This window comes from Bacteroidota bacterium (genome assembly GCA_030706745.1).
Classification (GTDB): Bacteria; Bacteroidota; Ignavibacteria; order Palsa-1295; family Palsa-1295; genus PALSA-1295.
The window spans coordinates 87,915-106,191 of sequence record JAUZNX010000001.1; the positions used below are offsets into that span (position 1 = coordinate 87,915).

An 18,277-nucleotide genomic window follows, 5' to 3' on the forward strand; every position below is an offset into this window, starting at 1 on the left:
TATGAGCCGAACCGGTCGATTTCGTCTTTTCGCTGCAAGTGTCGCTTGCGTATTCCTAACGCGGCAAGCCGTTGCGCAACCATTTGGGTCTGTTGGACCGAAGTTGGGGTATACTTCGGGCGATAACGGTGGCTTTACCTGGGACTGGAAGCGAGATACTTCCCGAATCCGATTTCCGATTTGTCGTCACACCCATTGTGGGGATTAACAACCGATTTGACAGTCTGGAAAAACAACATCAGTTTCCACCTCGGGATTGAGGGCATTGCTCAAGTAATAGGACTCGATGTTGGACCCACGGTCTTTTATATCAATAAATCCTTTCAGGCGGGCGTTAGCGTTATTCCATTCGCTGGAATTCTTTTCATCGGCTATTATGAGTTTGCTTGGCCATTTTTTCAAACGCCATTTCAAACATTTGGTGGATACGCGAAAATACCGATCGGAATTCAAATCCTTCCCAATGGATCAGCATTCTAAGAATCGTCTATTCACATCTTGTTGGTGTGATCCCGGCCCGCGCCAGATCACCCTCAACGTCGCCGATGTGCCGAGCGGGATGTATTTCCTGCGTCTGAGTGCGCCGGGCATCGAGCAGGTGCAGAAGGTGTGCATCGCGCACTAAGTTGTGGGACATGCTTTAGCTTGTCTCACTGTTCCGGGGCAAGCTAAAGCATGCCCCACATCACCAAATCTACCTACGACGAAATCCAGCAGCACCGGCTGACCGAAGCGGCTGCGCAAGCCTCGACGCAAAGGCTTCCGATTATCGCAATTCTCGAAGACATCCGCAGTCTTTATAACGTCGGCTCGATCTTTCGCACGTCCGATGGCGCGCATATCGAAGCGCTATACACGGTCGGCTATACGCCGCACCCGCCACGCAAGGAGATCGATAAGACGGCGCTCGGCGCCACGCGGACTGTGCCGCACCAGCATTTCGCGACAATTCAGGAGGCAGTCGCATCCGTTCGCGGGGTCGACCATCCCCCAGCCCCCTCCTATTCCGCTTCGCTTCATAGGAGGAGGAGTCCTAAGATTGCTGCACTTGAAATCGCGAGCAATAGTCGCTCCGTGTTCGATCTCACGCCGATGGATTTCCCGCTCGCGATCATCATCGGCAATGAAATCACCGGCGTGAGCCAGGAGGCGTTGGCGCTTGCGGATTTTGCGCTCGAGATTCCGATGTTGGGTGCAAAGCACTCGCTGAATGTCGCTGTGGCATACGGCGTAGCACTCTTCGAGTGCGTGCGGGTCATCCAGACGGTGGAATCCCCGCTTTCCGGCAGATAGCATCCGCTCCACTTAGAGCATAATTGCGTTATATTTGCAGTCCGTCTTTTTCAATCGATCAGCCTATGAGACTCTGTCTGTCGTTCCTTATAGTTATCCTCTTTTCACCGTTTTGTCTTCGCGCACAAGGGCTCCCACTTGGGTCCGCAGGTTCGGGAGGCGATGAATCGCACATGCGAGCCATCGAGCATGCGCTCAGCGATAGGACCGACGCTCCCGCCGGGCACGACGCCAAAGGCATTATGCTGCCCGAAGGACTCACGTGGGATGGGACCATTGGCAGCGGACCGAATAGCCCGAATGGCGGCTCCGTTCGTTGTTTTGCTTCCGATGGCGATGATCTATATATCGGCGGCGACTTCCTCGATCTCGATACCGTGCGTGCATCATACGTTGTCCACTACAATCGCGCAACGAAAATCCTTAACGCGATGGACCTCGGACTCGGGGATATCGTGCAAACATTAGCAGTCCACAATGGAAAATTGTATGCTGGAGGACATTTTATACACGCCGGATCAAGTAATTCAGTTGTCAATCACATCGCAGTTTGGGATGGGACGAAATGGAGTTCTCTCGGCGGCGGAATTGACGGGTATGTGAATGCGCTGACATTCATCGGCGATACTCTCTATGCCGGGGGCAATTTTGCCCACGCAGGAAGTAATACGGCATATAATCTCGCCTCTTGGGATGGTACTCAATGGTCTGAAGCAGGTAATGGGACCTCTTATCCTGTCTACGCACTGCTTGCAACACACGACAGTTTGTTCGTCGGCGGGGACTTCCAGTACGTAGGATCGGAAAATCAGAATACCGGCCAGGTCGCGAATGGGGTTGCAATGTTACGCCAAAACGTGTGGACTACATTCGGAAGCGGCATGGATGGCAGCATCTGGAGTCTCGCGCTATTCAAAGGCAAGCTTTGGGCTGGCGGTACATTCTTTCGAAGCAGCAACCTGCTTTATTGCATTTCCTCCTGGGATGGAGCGACCTGGAACTCGTATGGCCATGATACCATCGTTGGGACTAATGCAACAGGATACGTTAACGCTCTTCTTGCCGTCGGAGATACCCTCTTTGCTCTTGGCAATTTCAGTTCGATGGCGGGTGTCTCGGCCAATGGCATTGCGCGCATCGATGCTGCTGGAAATGTCTCACCGGCCGAACAGGGATTGTTCGGTTATGGCATGGGAGCGTTCGTCTTCGATGGAAAGATGTATGTCGGCGGACTCTATACCCAAGCGGGCGGCATATTGGCGAAGCACATCGCGACTCGATCGCAAGGCCTCTGGGCTCAATTCGGAAGGGGGCTTGGTGCGAACGGCGGTTGGGAATCCGATCAAGTGAGAGCAATTGCGGTGAGCAGCCGCTACGTTTTCATTGGAGGAAATTTCACAACAATCGCGGGTATGACCTGCAATCATGTTGCAGCGTGGGATAAATTAGCCAAACAGTGGATCACACTCGGCGCCGGTGTGGATGGATGGGTTTCCGCGTTGGCCGTCCAAGGGAATAATCTCATTGTCGGTGGGATGTTCAATCATGCCGGGACTGTCGAGGCAAGACATATCGCATCATGCAACATCACGACGAGGGTCTGGTCGCCGATGGGTACAGGCGTGATGCGCGAAATCTCGGCGCTTGCGACCGATGGTACGAATATCTATGCACCAGCGTATTTTGAAGTCGATGGAATCTGGTGGACAAATTATCTTGGCAAATGGGACGGCTCGAACTGGAGCGTGTTCGGTAACGGCATCGTCGGATATATTAACGCGATGTGCTTTAAGGCGGATACGCTTTTCGCCGGAGGAAGTCTACTGACATCAGCCGGGATTTCCCTCAATGACATTGCGCAACTTCAGTCCGGCACTTGGGGTGCGCTCAATAATGGTGTCAGCGGCGGACCCGTAGAGGCATTGGCTGTCTCCGGAAATAAGCTATTTGTCGGTGGATGGTTTACAGCGGCTGACAATCAAAGTTCACCTGCCTTCGCTTCCTGGGATGGCAGCTCCTGGCAGCCAATCGGCAGCGGGTTTGATGATGCGGCCGAGGCACTCGTTCGCGACGGCAAAGGCGGCATCTATATCGGCGGTAGGTTTAGCACAGCCGGCTCTTCGACCGTTAATAATATCACCGAATGGAATGCGGCAACATCGACATTCGAACCAGTTGCGGGAGGGGTGAACAATACCGTCTCCGCCCTCGCGATTGACACGGGTGCGCTTTTCGCCGGCGGCTGGATGTCAAATGTGGGACCAACTCATATCCCCAGCTACCATATCGCGGAGTTAAAAGGCGCGGGAGCCGGCGTTAGTGCGAGTGCTTCGCAACTCGCTCAAGATATTCAAATCTATCCCAATCCCGCACACGAGGGTGCGACGGTTTCGCTCGATCTGACGTCATCTGGCTTCGTAAGCGCCGAGGTCTTCAACTCGCTTGGCGAACGGGTGACGGTCGTATCCTATGGACGCATGGAGCCTGGTCAGCATGAGCTCGCGATTAACACGAGTGAATTTCCTAATGGCATCTACTTGGTCCGGATATCCGCACCGGCGGGCGTAGCCAGCGAACGGTTGGCGATCCAAAAATAATGTGTGAACTGACCGGCGCTCGGGATGTTCTCCAATACTCATTCGGTACTAGGCCCGTTCGTGCTTAGCCCGTCGGCATCTATAGCATTGAGCATTTAACTATGAAACACGGTCTTACTCGCATTCTCTTCTCAGCCGCTCTCCTTAGCATTGTTCTGTTGTGCTCGCCCTCTGGCGTGCGCGCGCAATTTTCCAAGCCAGTCGTGGTGATGAAAGGCTCCGTCATGACCACCGACGGTAAACCGGCGGTCGTTCGCGTGAGCATTCACGAGACCGGCGGCACGGAAGACGAAAATGACACATCGAGCGATGTGATCACCTGCGGTATTCAGGAAATCACGGCGGGCCGCGCCAATTCCGAATCTGGACGGTACTTGCTCGTGCTCAAGCCAGCCAAAAAATACTGGGTCCATATCGAAGGGACATTTATTCAGTCCATCGATTCGCTGATTGCAACTCCGAAGACCGATAAGTCGCTGCAACTCGAGCGGAATTTTACAGTCGGCTGGAAGAGCGCACCGGAAGCCAGTAACCCAGAGGCTGCTCCGGCAAAAAAAGATTAGCGCATGGTTGCACACGAGCGATGCGCCCACTCGTGATCCAGAAAAATGATTCGTCTTACTCTCCGGTCAATAGTTGTTGCATCGTTACTGGTGGTGCTAACGGCGTCTTCACACGCCCAATATACCTGGAAGAAATTATTCACGTTTCCAAACGCGATCGGTTGTGGCTTCTTCTTTGATGAGGACCACGGGCTGATCGGATCGGGAGTTCGATGGATTGGAGATTCCACTGGTCAACGTCCTTGTTCGATCTATCGGACCAGTAATGGAGGCCAGACATGGAGCACCTGTGCTGTTCCCACGAGCATTTATGGCGCCGTTAGCTCCATTTGGATGCAGGATGCCGATACTGGATATGCCAGCATTTTCCCATCGGTCTTTTATACTGACAATAACACCTTTGGCAAATCATCGCTTTGGAAAACGACCGATGGTGGAAGCTCGTGGTTCGATCCGTATCACGTCGATCATGCAGCGAGTTGCGTTTACGGCCAGAATGGCTTGATCGTTCTTACGATCTGGGATAATTCCGAGCCGCCGTCCAACTTTGCTCCCGACCAAACCGGCGGCGATTTCTCCTTCGATGGAGGCCTGAACTGGACGCAAGGCCCATTCCGCCGCGCTAATGGAATCGCATTTTCGGATAGCTTGAATGGCGTCGTTACGGAAATGAACCTGAATCGGGGTGGAGCGAACCATTGGTATACTTTGGATGCTGGAAGGACCTGGCGTGTCACTTCGGCCAATCAATATGAATCATGGTCGGTCTATGCTCTGCCTGGCAAGCGCATCTACTTTACAGCGAATGAATCGCAACCGGGATTACCTCAGCAAACAGTAAACTGGTCCACCGATGGTGGAATGACTTGGGCTCCTCGTTACACCTTTGCACACATGCTGTTTACCGGCACAATTACCGGCAAGGATAGTGTCCTCTATGTCCAGACAGACACGACCATAACAAATGATCATTCGATTCTTCGAGGTATGTACCGCTCGGATGATCTCGGCGCAACCTGGCATTTTGTCGGCGGACCAGCTCACAGTCGCGATTCGCGCTTTGTGGTCACGGGCTGCGGCGGCACCGTCGTCTATGCGTTTGATCCCTTTGGTAATGTTTGGAAAACGATCGATGGTGGTGATGGGACGCTACACCAGCTTGTATTTCCCGGCATGCCCAAGACGAGTTACGAAGCTTACACCTTCCTGGCGGACTCGCCGGGCGCCGATTGCCGGCCATTGGAAGGAAATATTCAATTCGCGATTCAAGGATGCGATACGACAGGCACACTCGATAGCGCATGGATGACGGGCTCGCCGTTATTTCAAATATCCGATTCCCGCTCGCTACCACGTCCGGTATCGGAGGACTCGATAATCGTAACGTACGATCCGCCGTCGGTCCCTGCTAATGTAAACAGGCCGAATGATACCGCGTTTTTACACCTGCACTTTCAATTCAGTGGAAAGATGGTTGACACCATCCTTACTCTGGCTGGCGTGGGTCCAACTGTCGCCCGTGGAAACTTCGCTCTTCAGCGACTCAGCGTCCAAACTGGTGGATATGGACAGGACATTGACATGCCAATGCTCGAAATCCTGTCTCCTGCCGCCAACGATTCCTTGCGAGTGTCCAGCCTTCAGAAGCTGAATTTCACTATCGCGTTTGACACCACGCGGCTGGTTTACGTCTCGTATGCGCCCCCAACGGGGCTCTCAACCGTTAGCGTCACGCCTCACGCCGGAACAGTCGATATCGTTGATCAGAATTCTTCGTGGTCCTATTCCAACGGTGATTTCAACATGGGGACGGTCCGGTTTCGCGTGCTGACTCGTTCACCGTCCGGAACACTGATCACGCTCAGCGATCTTGGCCTGGTTACGAGCAAGGGCGGCGTAGCATACCCGTGTCTGGGCAATCTCGAAGGAAATATGTGGGAAGTCCAGATCCTAAACACAGCGGATGTAAACCCAACATCCGATTTCTCTGGCCTTTCTTTTTCTCCTTCACCCTTCCAGGATCATATAACCGTCGCCAACTCATTCGATCATCGGATGAACGTCACACTCTGCGATTTGCTTGGCCGGACACTTTCTTCGTTCGATGCACCTCCATCATGTTATTCTGAATGGCCCACGAATATGCTTCGACCCGGGATGTACCTCATTCTATGGAGACAGGATGGCAAGCTCCTCTCGAAACGCTTGACTAAAATCGAGTAGCATGCTGTCGACCGAACGGTTCTCCTCTCGGGTCGAGAATTATGTTAAGTATCGACCGCACTATCCGCCAGAGATCATCCACTCATTGATCGAGCAAACCGGCCTCACGCAGAAGCACGTTGTTGCGGACATTGGCTCGGGCACCGGTATCTCATCGGAGTTATTTCTGGAAAATGGCAATGTCGTTTATGGTGTCGAGCCGAACGAGGCGATGCGCAAAGCTGGAGAGCAGTATCTTGCTCTTTACATGAATTTCCGCAGCATCGACGGCACAGCCGAGGATACAACATTGCTCGATCGAAGCATCGATTATATCCTTGCTGGACAAGCATTCCATTGGTTCAATTTAGAACCGTCTTATTCTGAATTCAAGCGAATCGTAGAACCAAACGGATGGCTTGTCATATTATGGAATGACCGTCAGACTGACACGACTCCGTTCCTGATTGACTACGAGCAACTCCTGCTCGATTTTGGGACCGACTATGTCCAAATCAATCATCGGAATGTGCATACCCGTTCTGCCCCCGATGCAGGCATTCACGGATCGAACTCGACCCGCGTTTACGACTTCTTTCACGGCCGGGACATTCTCGAACTTGCATTCGAAAACAATATCATGATGGATTATGCGGGACTCGAAGGCCGTCTGCTCTCATCATCGTATGTTCCCGCGGCCGGCGAACCGAATTATGAGGCTATGCTGGATCGGCTGCAAGCCCTCTTCTCCAAGCATGCAATTGACGGTGGTGTCGAAATGCGATATACGACACTGTTATTTGCCGGTCAATTGTAGATGCTGGAAGCACGGAGAGAAATCACAGAGCGCCAAGATTATCGGCGACCGGTTGTCGCTTGTTGTGCGGCCGTGATGCGGGCCTTGGCCCGATCGCGAGAAGCACGCGCGCGATCATAATCAATCGTACCGTCTACGGCATGCTGAAGCCGTTGTTCTGCGCGCTGTCGTGACCGCTCGGCACGATCCAGATCGATCTGCTCCGGCTTCTCGGCGGAGCTTGCCAGAACCGTTGCCTGGTTTTCGTGAAACTCGAGGAAGCCGCCTCCCAACACGAAATTCTCCTCACCCTTGCCGAAGCGATATCGGAACGTGCCCGGTACCAGCGCCGAAACGATTGGCGTGTGATTGATTAATATCGTGAATGGTCCGACTTCGCCGGGAGCAGTCAGTTCATCGACCTCACCCTCGAATATGGTGCGGTCCGGGGTGACGAGTTGGAGCTTAAGCGCTTTTGCCAAGGCGGTCAGGTTAGGAATAGTACGGAATTCTGGGCTCAGAAACCACTAAGAGCAACTCCTAATTCCAGGGTACGAAAATTGATGGAAACGTGGAAAAATCTGTCGGCTGCCGTATTGATTCCTAACTGTGACACAATCGCTAACGAATGGACCCATAGCGTTGTGGCCGGGCTAATTCTGGACGATCTCACTTGGCTGCTTCTGAGCAAGCACTCTGCTTTGGGCACTGGAAGTCCCAAGCCTCGCGCGAATGCCATCATGCACGACCCGATACGACTGATGCACAATAACGAGCAACACCCACATGCTCAGGACGACCTTCACGACGCGAAGATTCTGCGCCGCCGCCTGACTCGTGTGGATGATCGCTCGCGGATCGGTAAGGATATCCCAGCTATTAAACCTGGCGACCCGGCCGAGATAGATTCCGATTGATGAAATGAGCGGAATCATGAAAAGCCCTGCCCAATAGCCGATTTTTCCCACTCGCATCCGTAAGGCGAACAGCAGCCGGTCTGTGGTGAATGAATAGCATAACAGCCCAAACAGTACAAATCCTACGTAAATGGGAAATTCGGTCGCGAGTAGCTTCCAGAGAGACATATCTGATTGTCGGACAGTCTCGAGAAAATGAATCAAATCCGTCGCGACGTACGGAGCATTTGGCAGCAGGGCAATCACGACCCCGAGTTCTAGGCCGAATGTGATGGTCCTCAATGTTTGGCGCGGCTGCTCCTCGCGCTTAAAGAATACGATTGCGAGAACGACCGGAAGGATGGCAAGAAACCCGTTCCAGATCATCCACCCAAATGTACCGAGCTCTCGGAGGTTTTCTCGAAATAGCTGGATCGAAGAGGTATCAGACATCGGACACGGATACGAGCAGCAAACACTAAAGGTTCAAAGGCGGGATCGGGACGGCTGCAGGGGGGGCCGTTTTCGTCAGGCGTTGTAGTCGTCAAATGATGGCCAATTACTGCCGGCATCGCTTCGAAGGCACTGTTCCCAACGATTGCCTTCGGCCGCCAAAACGGCCCGAGCATGCTCGGCGAAATCATCATCCACGCTCAGCAAGAGATACTCGCCGTTGCGAGAAAGCTCCGGCGGAATCGCACACTTCCGCAATGCCTCCATTCCGGCATACGCATCCACCAAGGTATTCAACTGGGCAATGATTGTCATAGAAAGAGCCTAAAACCTGGATTCCGCTGAAGGGGAATTGAGCGGACGATTTTAGAAATTGCTGCGTGATTCTGGATTTACCATCTTACAAATCCAGCTTCACCCCAATATACTACCGTTTCTATGCCAATAGGACCTGCGATTGATGGAAACGAAGCCAATCGAAAGGTATCAACCCGCTTCTACCTGATGCTCGAGCCGTGCGTAGAGCTTGTGGAAACGCTCTCCCAATCGCGGTGCCTTTAGAAATGGCGCCTCCACAAAACGATAAATGAATGCGATAACCGGAATCGAGAGTATCAAGACTACGGTCCGCAATGCGAACGGGAGAATCGTACCTGGCAAAGTCCTGATCCAGGGATTTGCAATCCAGGAAAGTTGTGCGTGAAAGAGATAGAGTGAATAGCTAATGGTACCGATCCAGACAAGCCGCCGATAAAAATTGGTTGCAAGCCATGAGGTTCGAGTCGGTTCTTTTGATGCGATCACCGCTTTTCGCGGGGTGATCGACGCTCCAATTAAATACGCAAACCCAAGACCGAAAAGAATGTCGGTCAGCGACCATAGACGTTGATCGAGCGATGAGAGTATAGCCAAAAGCAATATTAGTGCGGAGATGAATGCCAACGACATTCTTCTCGCCTTCTGATGTCCGCCATGCACATACCACTCAGCCAGCCATGCACCGAATAGCCACTCCGGCATTCGAGCGAGCACACTGCCCATCATTGCGTATGGGCCAGTCCATGAGATGCTGATAAGTTGATAGTGGAACACATCGAGCGAGACAATCCGCCATGCAAGAGCGACCACAGTAAGCACGGCAACAGCGCGCGTCGCACCAAGCTTGTAGAAGCTATAAAGAAATATCGGATAGAGTAGGTACAACTGAAACTCCAGAGCGAGAGACCAATAGACATTCACAATGCTATAAAAGTATCGGTCGAAATAGCCTTGCGTGAGGGTAAGGTGAGAAAGCAGATCGCCAAGATTGTGCGATGGCACTTCCGTACTCGTCGTTGGATAGAGAAGCGTCAACAATAGAAACGTACCGATGACCGAGACAGCATACGCTGGGTACAACCGCCACAACCGCCTCAGATAAAATGCGCGCGCATTGAAGTCATATTGCTCACCCGATTGCTTTCTGCGCGCGAATGGCAAGTGAATGCAAAACCCGCTGAGCACGAGGAACAGACTTACGCCGAGGTATCCCCATCTGAGCGGCGAAACCAGGTACGCGAAGAACCCCGCATCCGATGTATATGGAACGACGCCGAGTGATGGAAACGGATAGATCCCGTAATGACCCCAAATGTGGTAGCCGGCGACCATGAGCGCGGCTATGCCACGCAACGCGTCGATGGAATCGAGGCGAACCTTGGTACCGGCTGGATTTGAGGATTGGGGCATCGATGATTGCTAACTCCGAAACGTGCGCTTGGGTGTCAAAGGGCCTTCTTTTATGACCAGACAAATCCATCATTCTTGGATAATAGTCAATAGAATCGGAGAGATCACGTTTCAAATGGAGACTGCAGGGTTTTCAATAAGCATAGATGCCCATCAACCGAGAAGTAACCTAACAAAACCAGGAGGCAAATGCAAGTGACTCCAAGAATGCACCCTCATGCAGCTCGCGAGTCACGGCATTGTAACCTTAATCACGTTCGACTTCGGACCAGTGGAGGCATAGCGCGTCTCGTGATGGACCGGATCGTAAAAAGAGACCGCATATCCTATACTGTACCCGTCATATCCATCGAAAATCGTTGATGCGCTAACATATAACACTTGACCGCTTGCCACTCCAGCAGCCCTAAGGTCATTGGTGGAGATATAACAATCGACCGGATCGAACATGGTTACTGCCAAGTGTGGGTCTGACGGCTTGGACGTAGAATCTATATCACAATAGCCAATTATAGAGTGTCCAGCGCTGTCAAACAAACTTAAAGCTCCCGCGAAGGAACCAAGACTAATGACTGGGGTGAAGTCCTTCATCCTGGCAATGGCTGCAGTCTGCACATCAAGCCGCCCACCTACCATCACTTGCTGGTACCAATGGAATGTTCCAAACCCGGGCTTTGACGCAGTGATATCATAGCGTCCCTCGGGCAAGCCACCGATTTGCCAGGCCCCGACAGCATCCGTTAGCGTACTGAGGGTGGTGCCATCGATGCTGACTTTCGTACCCGAAAAATCGGAAAGTTCCATTCGAGTCGAATCGAACAGCACGACTCGGCCGGCAATCATGCCGCCGCCGCCCGGAGACGTGGTATGGTTACATCCGGTTGCCGCAACAATCACGAAAACGGCAATCGCGAACAGGAGAGTGGACCGAGATGGAGTCATGGGTAACCTCGCGTTAGTTGTGCATCGGAAGAACACGTCGAGATCGTTTTTGTTACACCTGAAGCGTGCTCTGAACATCGGAACGCGCGGTGAGTCCCAAGAACCTCCACTCGGGACACAGTGTTCGCAAAGTCATGGACTGGCAAGATTACATTCACTCGGTGCCCGGCATTCTCTCGGGAAAACCTGTCATTAAAGGCACTCGGATTTCGGTTGAACTTATTCTCCGGCTTCTTGCCGAGGGATGGACGGAAGCACAGATCCTCGATAATTATGAGGGCATCTCGCCAGAAGCGCTCCGGAGCTTTTTTGTCTTTGCGGCCGAAGGTCTCACCGAAGACAAAGTCTATCAATTTGGATGAGATTATACCAGAGTGATTTTTCTCGCCGATGAGAATTTTCCCCGAAGTAGCGTTTTGCTTCTGCGAGAGGCGGGATTCGATGTCATTCGGATACAAGAAATAGCGCCCGCTACGGAGGATCCCGATGTGCTATCAACTGCCGTTGCTCAGCAACGCATATTGCTAACCTTCGATCGCGATTTTGGCGAACTGATCTTTCACAAGAAGCTAACGCCGCCTCCCGCCGTGCTCCACTTCCGGTTCGATCCCTCGAGATACTTCAGCAGGTTCTGCATGAGTTTGAAATCGAAGGTAATTACACCGTTGTCACGAGGCGGGGCGTTCGGCAGCGTCCATTAGTGTAAGACTGTTATTCCAAGCCTTCGGTTTCAGCGGTCTATCGAAATTCCGCCATCAACTCCTCCAGCTTCGCACTTCCGGGACAAAGGGTTGTGTATGGCACTTGTGTCAGCGGCACATCCGCCGTGCCCATGATCTCATGCATATCGGGTTGAGCTTCATCGATAAACAGAATGCCGGTCGGGACCTTACCTTCTTGCTGATGCTCGTGCAAATAGGCAAAGACCTTCGCTCGGTCACGCGGATCATAGCCTTCCGGAGTGTGTGTGAAGTGGACCACGGTGCCATCGTGCATCGTCACGGCCGTGTGTCCGTTGCGGCCGATACTCGCAATGAGTTCGTCGGCGGGAAAGACCACATCGGAATCGGTCACGTGATACTCGTGCTTGCGCGTGAAGGCATAGCTCTTCGTCGATCCTTCGTGATCGTTAAACGTCACGCAGGGTGAAATCACGTCGATGAGCGCAAGGCCTTTGTGCTTGAAGGCCGCTTCGATGATCGGCACAAGCTGCTCTTTCTCACCGGAGAAGCTGCGCGCAACGAATGTCACACCCAAACTCAGTGCGAGCATGACAGGATCGATCGGCGACACTCGATTGGCTTCACCCTTCTTGCTTTTCGAGCCAATGTCAGCCGAGGCAGAGAACTGGCCCTTGGTCAGACCGTAAACGCCATTGTTCTCGATAATATAAACAATATTGAGATTGCGACGAATGGCGTGCGCCAATTGTCCGATACCGATTGAAAGCGAATCGCCATCGCCGGAAATACCGATGGAAACGAGCGAGCGGTTCGCCGCGCCAGCGCCCGTCGCAATGGCTGGCATGCGGCCGTGCGCGGAGTTGAAGCCATGCGCTCCGCTCACGAAATAGGTCGGAGTCTTTGAGGAGCAGCCGATTCCCGAGAATTTTGTCATCTCGTGCGGCTTGATCGCAAGCTTCCACGCCGCCCTTGTGATCGCGGCGGTGACGCTATCGTGTCCGCAGCCGGCACAGAGCGTGCTCATCGCGCCTTCGTAGGCGCGCACGTTCAATCCGAGCGCGTTCTTTTCGAGGCTCGGATGGGTAACGATTGGTTTTACTATCGATGGCACGGTGTGATCTTCCTCTGATAAACAGTTATTTAGTGTCCAAACGTCTTTCGTCCGATCATCTCAGAAAATCTGAGAAAATATCCGTCCGGGTCCAAAACATGAATTTCGATCTCGCCAACAAATTCATTGCCAGCCCTCCGCCAGGTTTCTTCGATGTCTCTGTGGATCGGATAGTTATGATCACTGAGCTTTGCGGCGAGCAACTTGAGATTCTTCGTCGTAATCTGGAAATTGATTCCACGCCCATACGGAGCCTCCAAGGGGCCCGTCGAAGCCCATCCTGTATTCTGCTCCTGGATCATCAACTGTGCACTTCCATAGGAGAGAAGGGCAAAAGATGGATTTGAACGGTCATACTCAAGCTCGAACCCTAAGATATTTGTATAAAAGTCTAAGCTTCTATCATAATTTGACACGTCAAGCTCAGGTACTAATGCGTTGAACATTATTCCTCCATTAAGATACCGCCGCTCAGCTCTGGCACGACGTGCTTGCCTTCCTTGTGCTGAATCGCTTCGATGACTGTTCGTGCCGAGAGTGGGAATCCGCCATACTCGCGGATCGAGAGCAGCTTCTCCTTCGGCGTCTTTGTTTCGAGGATCAGGAGCGAGCGAAGCTGCCCATCGCGGTTTTGTTCGACCACATAACAGACGTCATGCCGCCGAAGGAATTGCTCGACCTCGCGACCAAATGGGAACCCACGAATGCGCATGTAGTCTGCCGCGACACCGTCCTGTTCGAGAATATCGATCGCTTCGCGGCAAGCCGCATCGCAACCGCCGACGCTGATAATTCCGATCGACGCGCAATGTCCCGTTCCATCGACGAAATGAAGCTTGTTCTTCACAAATACCGCCTCCGGCACAGACTTCGCCGCCGCGTGATGCTTGCTGAGCAGCCGGTCCATCACTTCCTGATATTCCGATGGCGTTTCGGTGTAGCCGCCTAAACGGTTGTGCCCCGAACCGCGTGTGAAAAATGCCCCCTTCGAGTTAACACCTGGAAGCGTACGCGCGGCAACGAAGTTTTCATCCACAGGTGAGTACCGATAGAAGCTCGTGAGCTGATCGATCTCTTCGGTCGTCAGCACCTTGCCGCGGTTTGGCTTGTAGTTATCATCCCATGTGAAGCGGTCAGTGACCCAATCGTTCATGCCGATATCCAGATCGGAAAGCATGAAGACCGGCGTCTGAAATTGCTCGGCCAAATCGAACGACTTGACGGCAAACTCGAAACACTCGGTCGGATTTGCCGGGAAGAGCAGGATGTGTTTTGTATCGCCGTGCGAAGCATACGCGCACAGAAGGATGTCCGACTGCTGCGTGCGCGTCGGCATCCCGGTCGAAGGACCGGTGCGCTGTACATCCATGATCACAGCGGGAATCTCCGCGTAGTATGCAAATCCGATCAACTCGTTCATCAGCGAAATACCCGGGCCCGAAGTAGCCGTAAACGATCTCGCGCCAGCCCACGAGGCACCGATCACCATGCCGATAGCAGCGAGTTCGTCCTCAGCTTGCAGGAATACGTAGTTGTTCTTCTTGGTCTCCGGATCGACGCGATACCGGTCCGCGAAGCTCTTGAATGCATCCATCACCGATGTCGAAGGTGTGATCGGATACCACGCAGCGACCGTCGCGCCGGCATAGATCGCACCGAGTGCGGAGGCGGTGTTGCCATCGATCAGAATCTTATTCTTATTTCCGTCCATCTTCTCGCAATGGAAGGGAAGCGGACACGCGAATTGCTTTTGCGCAAACTCGTAGCCTGCCTGCAGTGCCTTTTTGTTCGCATCGAGCAGCGCTTGTTTCTTGCCGAACGACTCTTTGATCAGCTCTCCAATGATCTCCATATCCAGACCGAGCAGCGCGGCGAGCGAACCGGAGTACATGATGTTCTTCATGAGAATGCGCGCACGCGGCTCGGGCACTGTCTTCGTGAGCATCTCCGAAAGCGGCACGCCAAGGAACGTCACATCGTCGCGGTAGAGCTCATTCGGAAGCGGCCAGGAGGAGTCATAGAGAAGATATCCGCCGGAGCGCACTTCCGCGACGTCCTTCGCGTAGGTCTGTCCGTTCATCGCGACCATCAAGTCGTAATCCAACGCACGGGCGCCGTAACCTTTGGCGCTCACGCGGATCTCGTACCACGTTGGGAGCCCCTGAATATTGGATGGGAAGAGGTTCTTGCCCGCGACGGGAATGCCCATGCGAAACATAGTCTGCATCAGCAGTCCATTGGCGCTGGCCGAACCCGTCCCATTGACGTTGGCAAGCTTGATAGCGAAATCGTTAATACCTGGCATTATTTCAATAATTCGGCGGATAGGCGATCATCCATGGTGCATGAGTCCTCGCGAACGCGGGGATCATCCACGGGCGGTCATAACAAAGCCGAGAGACAGCTTACTCCGCGCCGGGCCACGAAAACAGGTGAAACGGCGAGGGGTTCCGGGAGGAAGCTGATTCAAGCTCTTATCGCGCGTCGAACCCGTCACATTGACGTTGGCGAGCTTGATCGCAAAACCGGCACTATAGGTCAGGAATTATGGTAAGTCACCGAGGGCGCAGAACACCGGTAGAAGGGTGTTGCTCCGCGGAATGGGCAGGTGCAGATGATTTCGCGTAACTACTCCGCCCAGGTAGTGGAAAGCCGAATGCGACAGAATTCAGAATCTGAGTCAACAATCCAATGAGATGCCGATACTTTTGGGATGGTTGTGTGTTCTTTTTTAGGAGTTGATGCATTTGGGGTAACAAACGTTCGGAAACCATGCGTACCACACTTTGTCTTGCGATCGCAATCGCCTGCTCAGTCAGCCTTCGCGCCCAAAATTGCTCCCACACCTCAACGGGCTATTATTCGATCACCGATCTTGCCAAGAATCACGACGAAGTAGCCGGGCTCTATCCGTACGGTTCGAATAGTGGGGATGGCGGAGTCCACGATGAGGAAGGGTTCCAGCGGGCCGCGACGATTGTCCCACTAAACACGAATGGCTTCGTCGATAGCCTACACGGCAAGATCGTTATGATCGCCTTCGGTATGCGCGAACGCATGGCTGAAGCATCAGAGTTCAAGCACATGATCGATACCTTCGCACAAAAGAACACTGCCTTGCAATTTATCGATTGTTCGCAGCCGGGCATGGATGTCGAACAGTTTTTGACCTCTGGACAGGCTTGGAATAATATTTTAGCATCCTTGAGCACTGCTGGAGCAACACCGAAGCAGGTGCAGGCAATGTGGTTCGAAGATATCTTGTTGCGGCAAACCGATACGCTTTTTTATCGCTATGCTGACACCCTCAAAAACTATTACGTTCAGGTCTTTCAAAAGCTCCATCAATTATTTCCGAATCTGAAGAACTGCTACCTTACTAGCAGCGCGTATGCGGGGTATGCGACTACGGGCGTTATTCGGGAGCCGTACGCGTATCAAACTGGATGGGCAGTCAAGTGGCTAATTCAAGAGCAGATCAATCACGATGCATCTTTGCTATTTTCCATCACTGGAGGACCGATGCCACAAACAGAGAACGTTCCCTGGCTTGCGTGGGGGCCATACTTTTGGGCAGATGGTACCCGGACATGGATGGACACTACGCTAAGGTGGTTCTGCCCAACCGATTTCGACACTGATGGTGTCACGCTGGCCGGAGCAGGAAAAGTCAAAGCAGCGAAGATGCTATTTCAATTTTTTACTCACGATGGGAGTTCTGTCGGCTGGTTTACCAATACCATCATAAAGTATTGGAACATAGTGCAGCTTATTTCGCCGCAAGTTTTTGATACGATCTATTCCGATACGATTCATTTTAAGTGGAACCGAGTGCCTGGCGCAATAGAATATCTTCTAGAATATGATGGATCAGGTATTTACCGTGGGCCTGATACTGCATTCGATTTTCGTGGGTATTCTCCTGGCCCACGTTATTGGGGGGTAGTGGCGCTTGATGATTCCGGTCGTAGTATTGCTTCGACTCCGTCAGGCTTACTGGAGTATTTTCCTCTTGGATACCCAATAAGCTTAGTCTTGCCTCCGAATGGCGCTACCAATGTCGGTGAGCCAGTCGAACGCGAATGGGACATCATAACCTATCATGATTACCGCTATTACGCGGATTATGCAACCATCTTCATTTCGACAGATTCTTTTGAGCTCGTCACAAATTGTTGGTACGGCGAGTATGGGTACGACGCCTACAAAAGTAATCAAGCATCCGGGCATTTATTGCCATCAACAACGTACTATTGGATGGCGAGGTCATACAATTATGGTGCGTTCACACCGGTCTGGAGATTCACGACATCGGCTGCGGATGCTCCCTTTAACCTATATCCTCGCAATGGTTCTGATTCTATTCCAACGCCGATCAGGCTTAGTTGGGATATCGCGGATCAGCCAAAAGGTGGGCGAGCAGAAATTGCGAAGGATCCCCAGCTCACACAAATCGTCATAATTGATTCGATTAATGGCCAATACATCACACTTGATACGATGACGACGTATTACTGGCACGTAATTAATACCAAAACAGGTGAAACCACCGATACCGAAGTATTTAGAACGGGTCACCGGCACGACACTACACAGATGTTTTCTTCCGTCGATCTGAAAAAGGAAGACCCAAACATAAGAACTAGTAGCACTTCGCCGAACCCCTTCACTCGCTCAACGACGCTACACTTTTTAGTAGGGCAAGCAAGCTTTGCGACTCTGGAGGTCTTCGACGCCACAGGCCGGGAGGTGAGACATGTGAACGAAGGTATAATGGATGCGGGCGAGCATGACATCGAGTTCGATCGGCACGATTTGCTTGCGGGTGTGTACTTCTATCGCTTAATCACGAATGACAATGAACAAGCCGGCACGATGGTGATTAGCAACTAAGTTGTCTTGAGCGGCAACGAAGTCATGCACTTCCAAAGTCTGCATCGAGTAACCCTTCGCCGCCACATTTATCATCGCCTGTCCAAGCTGGCTGAGGAATGATGCTCGGCTGAGAACAAT

At 52.5% G+C, this 18,277-nt stretch carries 17 protein-coding genes; 9 read left to right on the forward strand and 8 right to left on the reverse strand.

The features are described from left to right. Positions 1–463 precede the first annotated feature (463 nt). The 6 genes from Q8902_00405 to Q8902_00430 all read left to right on the forward strand — a co-directional run bounded on the left by Q8902_00405 (position 464) and on the right by Q8902_00430 (position 7,472). Positions 464–625 carry a hypothetical protein gene (locus Q8902_00405; protein ID MDP4198014.1) on the forward strand — a complete coding sequence of 54 codons (162 nt, stop codon included), beginning with the start codon at positions 464–466 and terminating at the stop codon, positions 623–625. A 50-nt stretch (positions 626–675) separates the two neighbouring features. Further along, positions 676–1,293 carry a TrmH family RNA methyltransferase gene (locus tag Q8902_00410; GenBank protein MDP4198015.1) on the forward strand — a complete coding sequence of 206 codons (618 nt, stop codon included), beginning with the start codon at positions 676–678 and terminating at the stop codon, positions 1,291–1,293. Between the two features lie 173 nt (positions 1,294–1,466). Beyond that, positions 1,467–3,890 (forward strand): T9SS type A sorting domain-containing protein, encoded by a 2,424-nt coding sequence (locus Q8902_00415; protein ID MDP4198016.1) that lies wholly within the window; start codon positions 1,467–1,469, stop codon positions 3,888–3,890. Positions 3,891–3,991: 101 nt separating this feature from the next. Beyond that, positions 3,992–4,453 (forward strand): hypothetical protein, encoded by a 462-nt coding sequence (locus tag Q8902_00420; protein MDP4198017.1) that lies wholly within the window; start codon positions 3,992–3,994, stop codon positions 4,451–4,453. A 45-nt stretch (positions 4,454–4,498) separates the two neighbouring features. Beyond that, on the forward strand, positions 4,499–6,676 hold the full coding sequence (locus tag Q8902_00425; GenBank protein ID MDP4198018.1) for a hypothetical protein: 2,178 nt from the start codon (positions 4,499–4,501) through the stop codon (positions 6,674–6,676). A 1-nt stretch (position 6,677) separates the two neighbouring features. After that, the gene (locus Q8902_00430) at positions 6,678–7,472 is read left to right on the forward strand and encodes a class I SAM-dependent methyltransferase (GenBank protein ID MDP4198019.1); all 795 of its coding nucleotides are present in this window, start codon (positions 6,678–6,680) and stop codon (positions 7,470–7,472) included. Between the two features lie 38 nt (positions 7,473–7,510). On the opposite strand, the gene Q8902_00435 is transcribed toward Q8902_00430, so the two are convergent. The 5 genes from Q8902_00435 to Q8902_00455 all read right to left on the reverse strand — a co-directional run bounded on the left by Q8902_00435 (position 7,511) and on the right by Q8902_00455 (position 11,470). Then, on the reverse strand, positions 7,511–7,933 hold the full coding sequence (locus Q8902_00435) for a F0F1 ATP synthase subunit epsilon (protein MDP4198020.1): 423 nt from the start codon (positions 7,931–7,933) through the stop codon (positions 7,511–7,513). 171 nt (positions 7,934–8,104) lie between these two features. After that, on the reverse strand, positions 8,105–8,800 hold the full coding sequence (locus Q8902_00440) for a DUF1361 domain-containing protein (protein ID MDP4198021.1): 696 nt from the start codon (positions 8,798–8,800) through the stop codon (positions 8,105–8,107). A gap of 75 nt (positions 8,801–8,875) precedes the next feature. Then, on the reverse strand, positions 8,876–9,115 hold the full coding sequence (locus tag Q8902_00445; GenBank protein ID MDP4198022.1) for a hypothetical protein: 240 nt from the start codon (positions 9,113–9,115) through the stop codon (positions 8,876–8,878). A gap of 171 nt (positions 9,116–9,286) precedes the next feature. Then, positions 9,287–10,528, reverse strand: coding sequence for an acyltransferase (locus Q8902_00450; GenBank protein MDP4198023.1), 1,242 nt, complete (start codon positions 10,526–10,528; stop codon positions 9,287–9,289). Between the two features lie 231 nt (positions 10,529–10,759). Then, the gene (locus tag Q8902_00455; protein ID MDP4198024.1) at positions 10,760–11,470 is read right to left on the reverse strand and encodes a carboxypeptidase-like regulatory domain-containing protein; all 711 of its coding nucleotides are present in this window, start codon (positions 11,468–11,470) and stop codon (positions 10,760–10,762) included. 134 nt (positions 11,471–11,604) lie between these two features. Here Q8902_00455 and Q8902_00460 point away from each other — a divergent pair, with 134 nt between their 5' ends. Then, positions 11,605–11,832, forward strand: a complete 228-nt coding sequence (locus Q8902_00460; GenBank protein ID MDP4198025.1) for a DUF433 domain-containing protein — start codon at positions 11,605–11,607, stop codon at positions 11,830–11,832. A 12-nt stretch (positions 11,833–11,844) separates the two neighbouring features. Then, complete coding sequence (locus tag Q8902_00465; GenBank protein ID MDP4198026.1) at positions 11,845–12,171, forward strand: DUF5615 family PIN-like protein; 327 nt, start codon at positions 11,845–11,847, stop codon at positions 12,169–12,171. 37 nt (positions 12,172–12,208) lie between these two features. Here the strand turns inward: Q8902_00465 and Q8902_00470 are convergent, their stop codons facing one another. Genes Q8902_00470 through Q8902_00480 form a run of 3 tightly spaced genes read right to left on the reverse strand, consistent with a single transcriptional unit; the run spans position 12,209 to position 15,569 of the window. Beyond that, on the reverse strand, positions 12,209–13,264 hold the full coding sequence (locus Q8902_00470) for a 2-oxoacid:ferredoxin oxidoreductase subunit beta (GenBank protein ID MDP4198027.1): 1,056 nt from the start codon (positions 13,262–13,264) through the stop codon (positions 12,209–12,211). Positions 13,265–13,293: 29 nt separating this feature from the next. Beyond that, positions 13,294–13,710, reverse strand: a complete 417-nt coding sequence (locus Q8902_00475; protein ID MDP4198028.1) for a VOC family protein — start codon at positions 13,708–13,710, stop codon at positions 13,294–13,296. Further along, positions 13,710–15,569 carry a 2-oxoacid:acceptor oxidoreductase subunit alpha gene (locus tag Q8902_00480; protein ID MDP4198029.1) on the reverse strand — a complete coding sequence of 620 codons (1,860 nt, stop codon included), beginning with the start codon at positions 15,567–15,569 and terminating at the stop codon, positions 13,710–13,712. Before Q8902_00480 ends, Q8902_00475 begins: the two co-directional genes overlap by 1 nt. Positions 15,570–16,036: 467 nt before the next feature. Between Q8902_00480 and Q8902_00485 the strand changes: the two genes are divergently transcribed. Continuing rightward, on the forward strand, positions 16,037–18,157 hold the full coding sequence (locus Q8902_00485) for a T9SS type A sorting domain-containing protein (protein ID MDP4198030.1): 2,121 nt from the start codon (positions 16,037–16,039) through the stop codon (positions 18,155–18,157). Positions 18,158–18,277 lie beyond the last annotated feature (120 nt).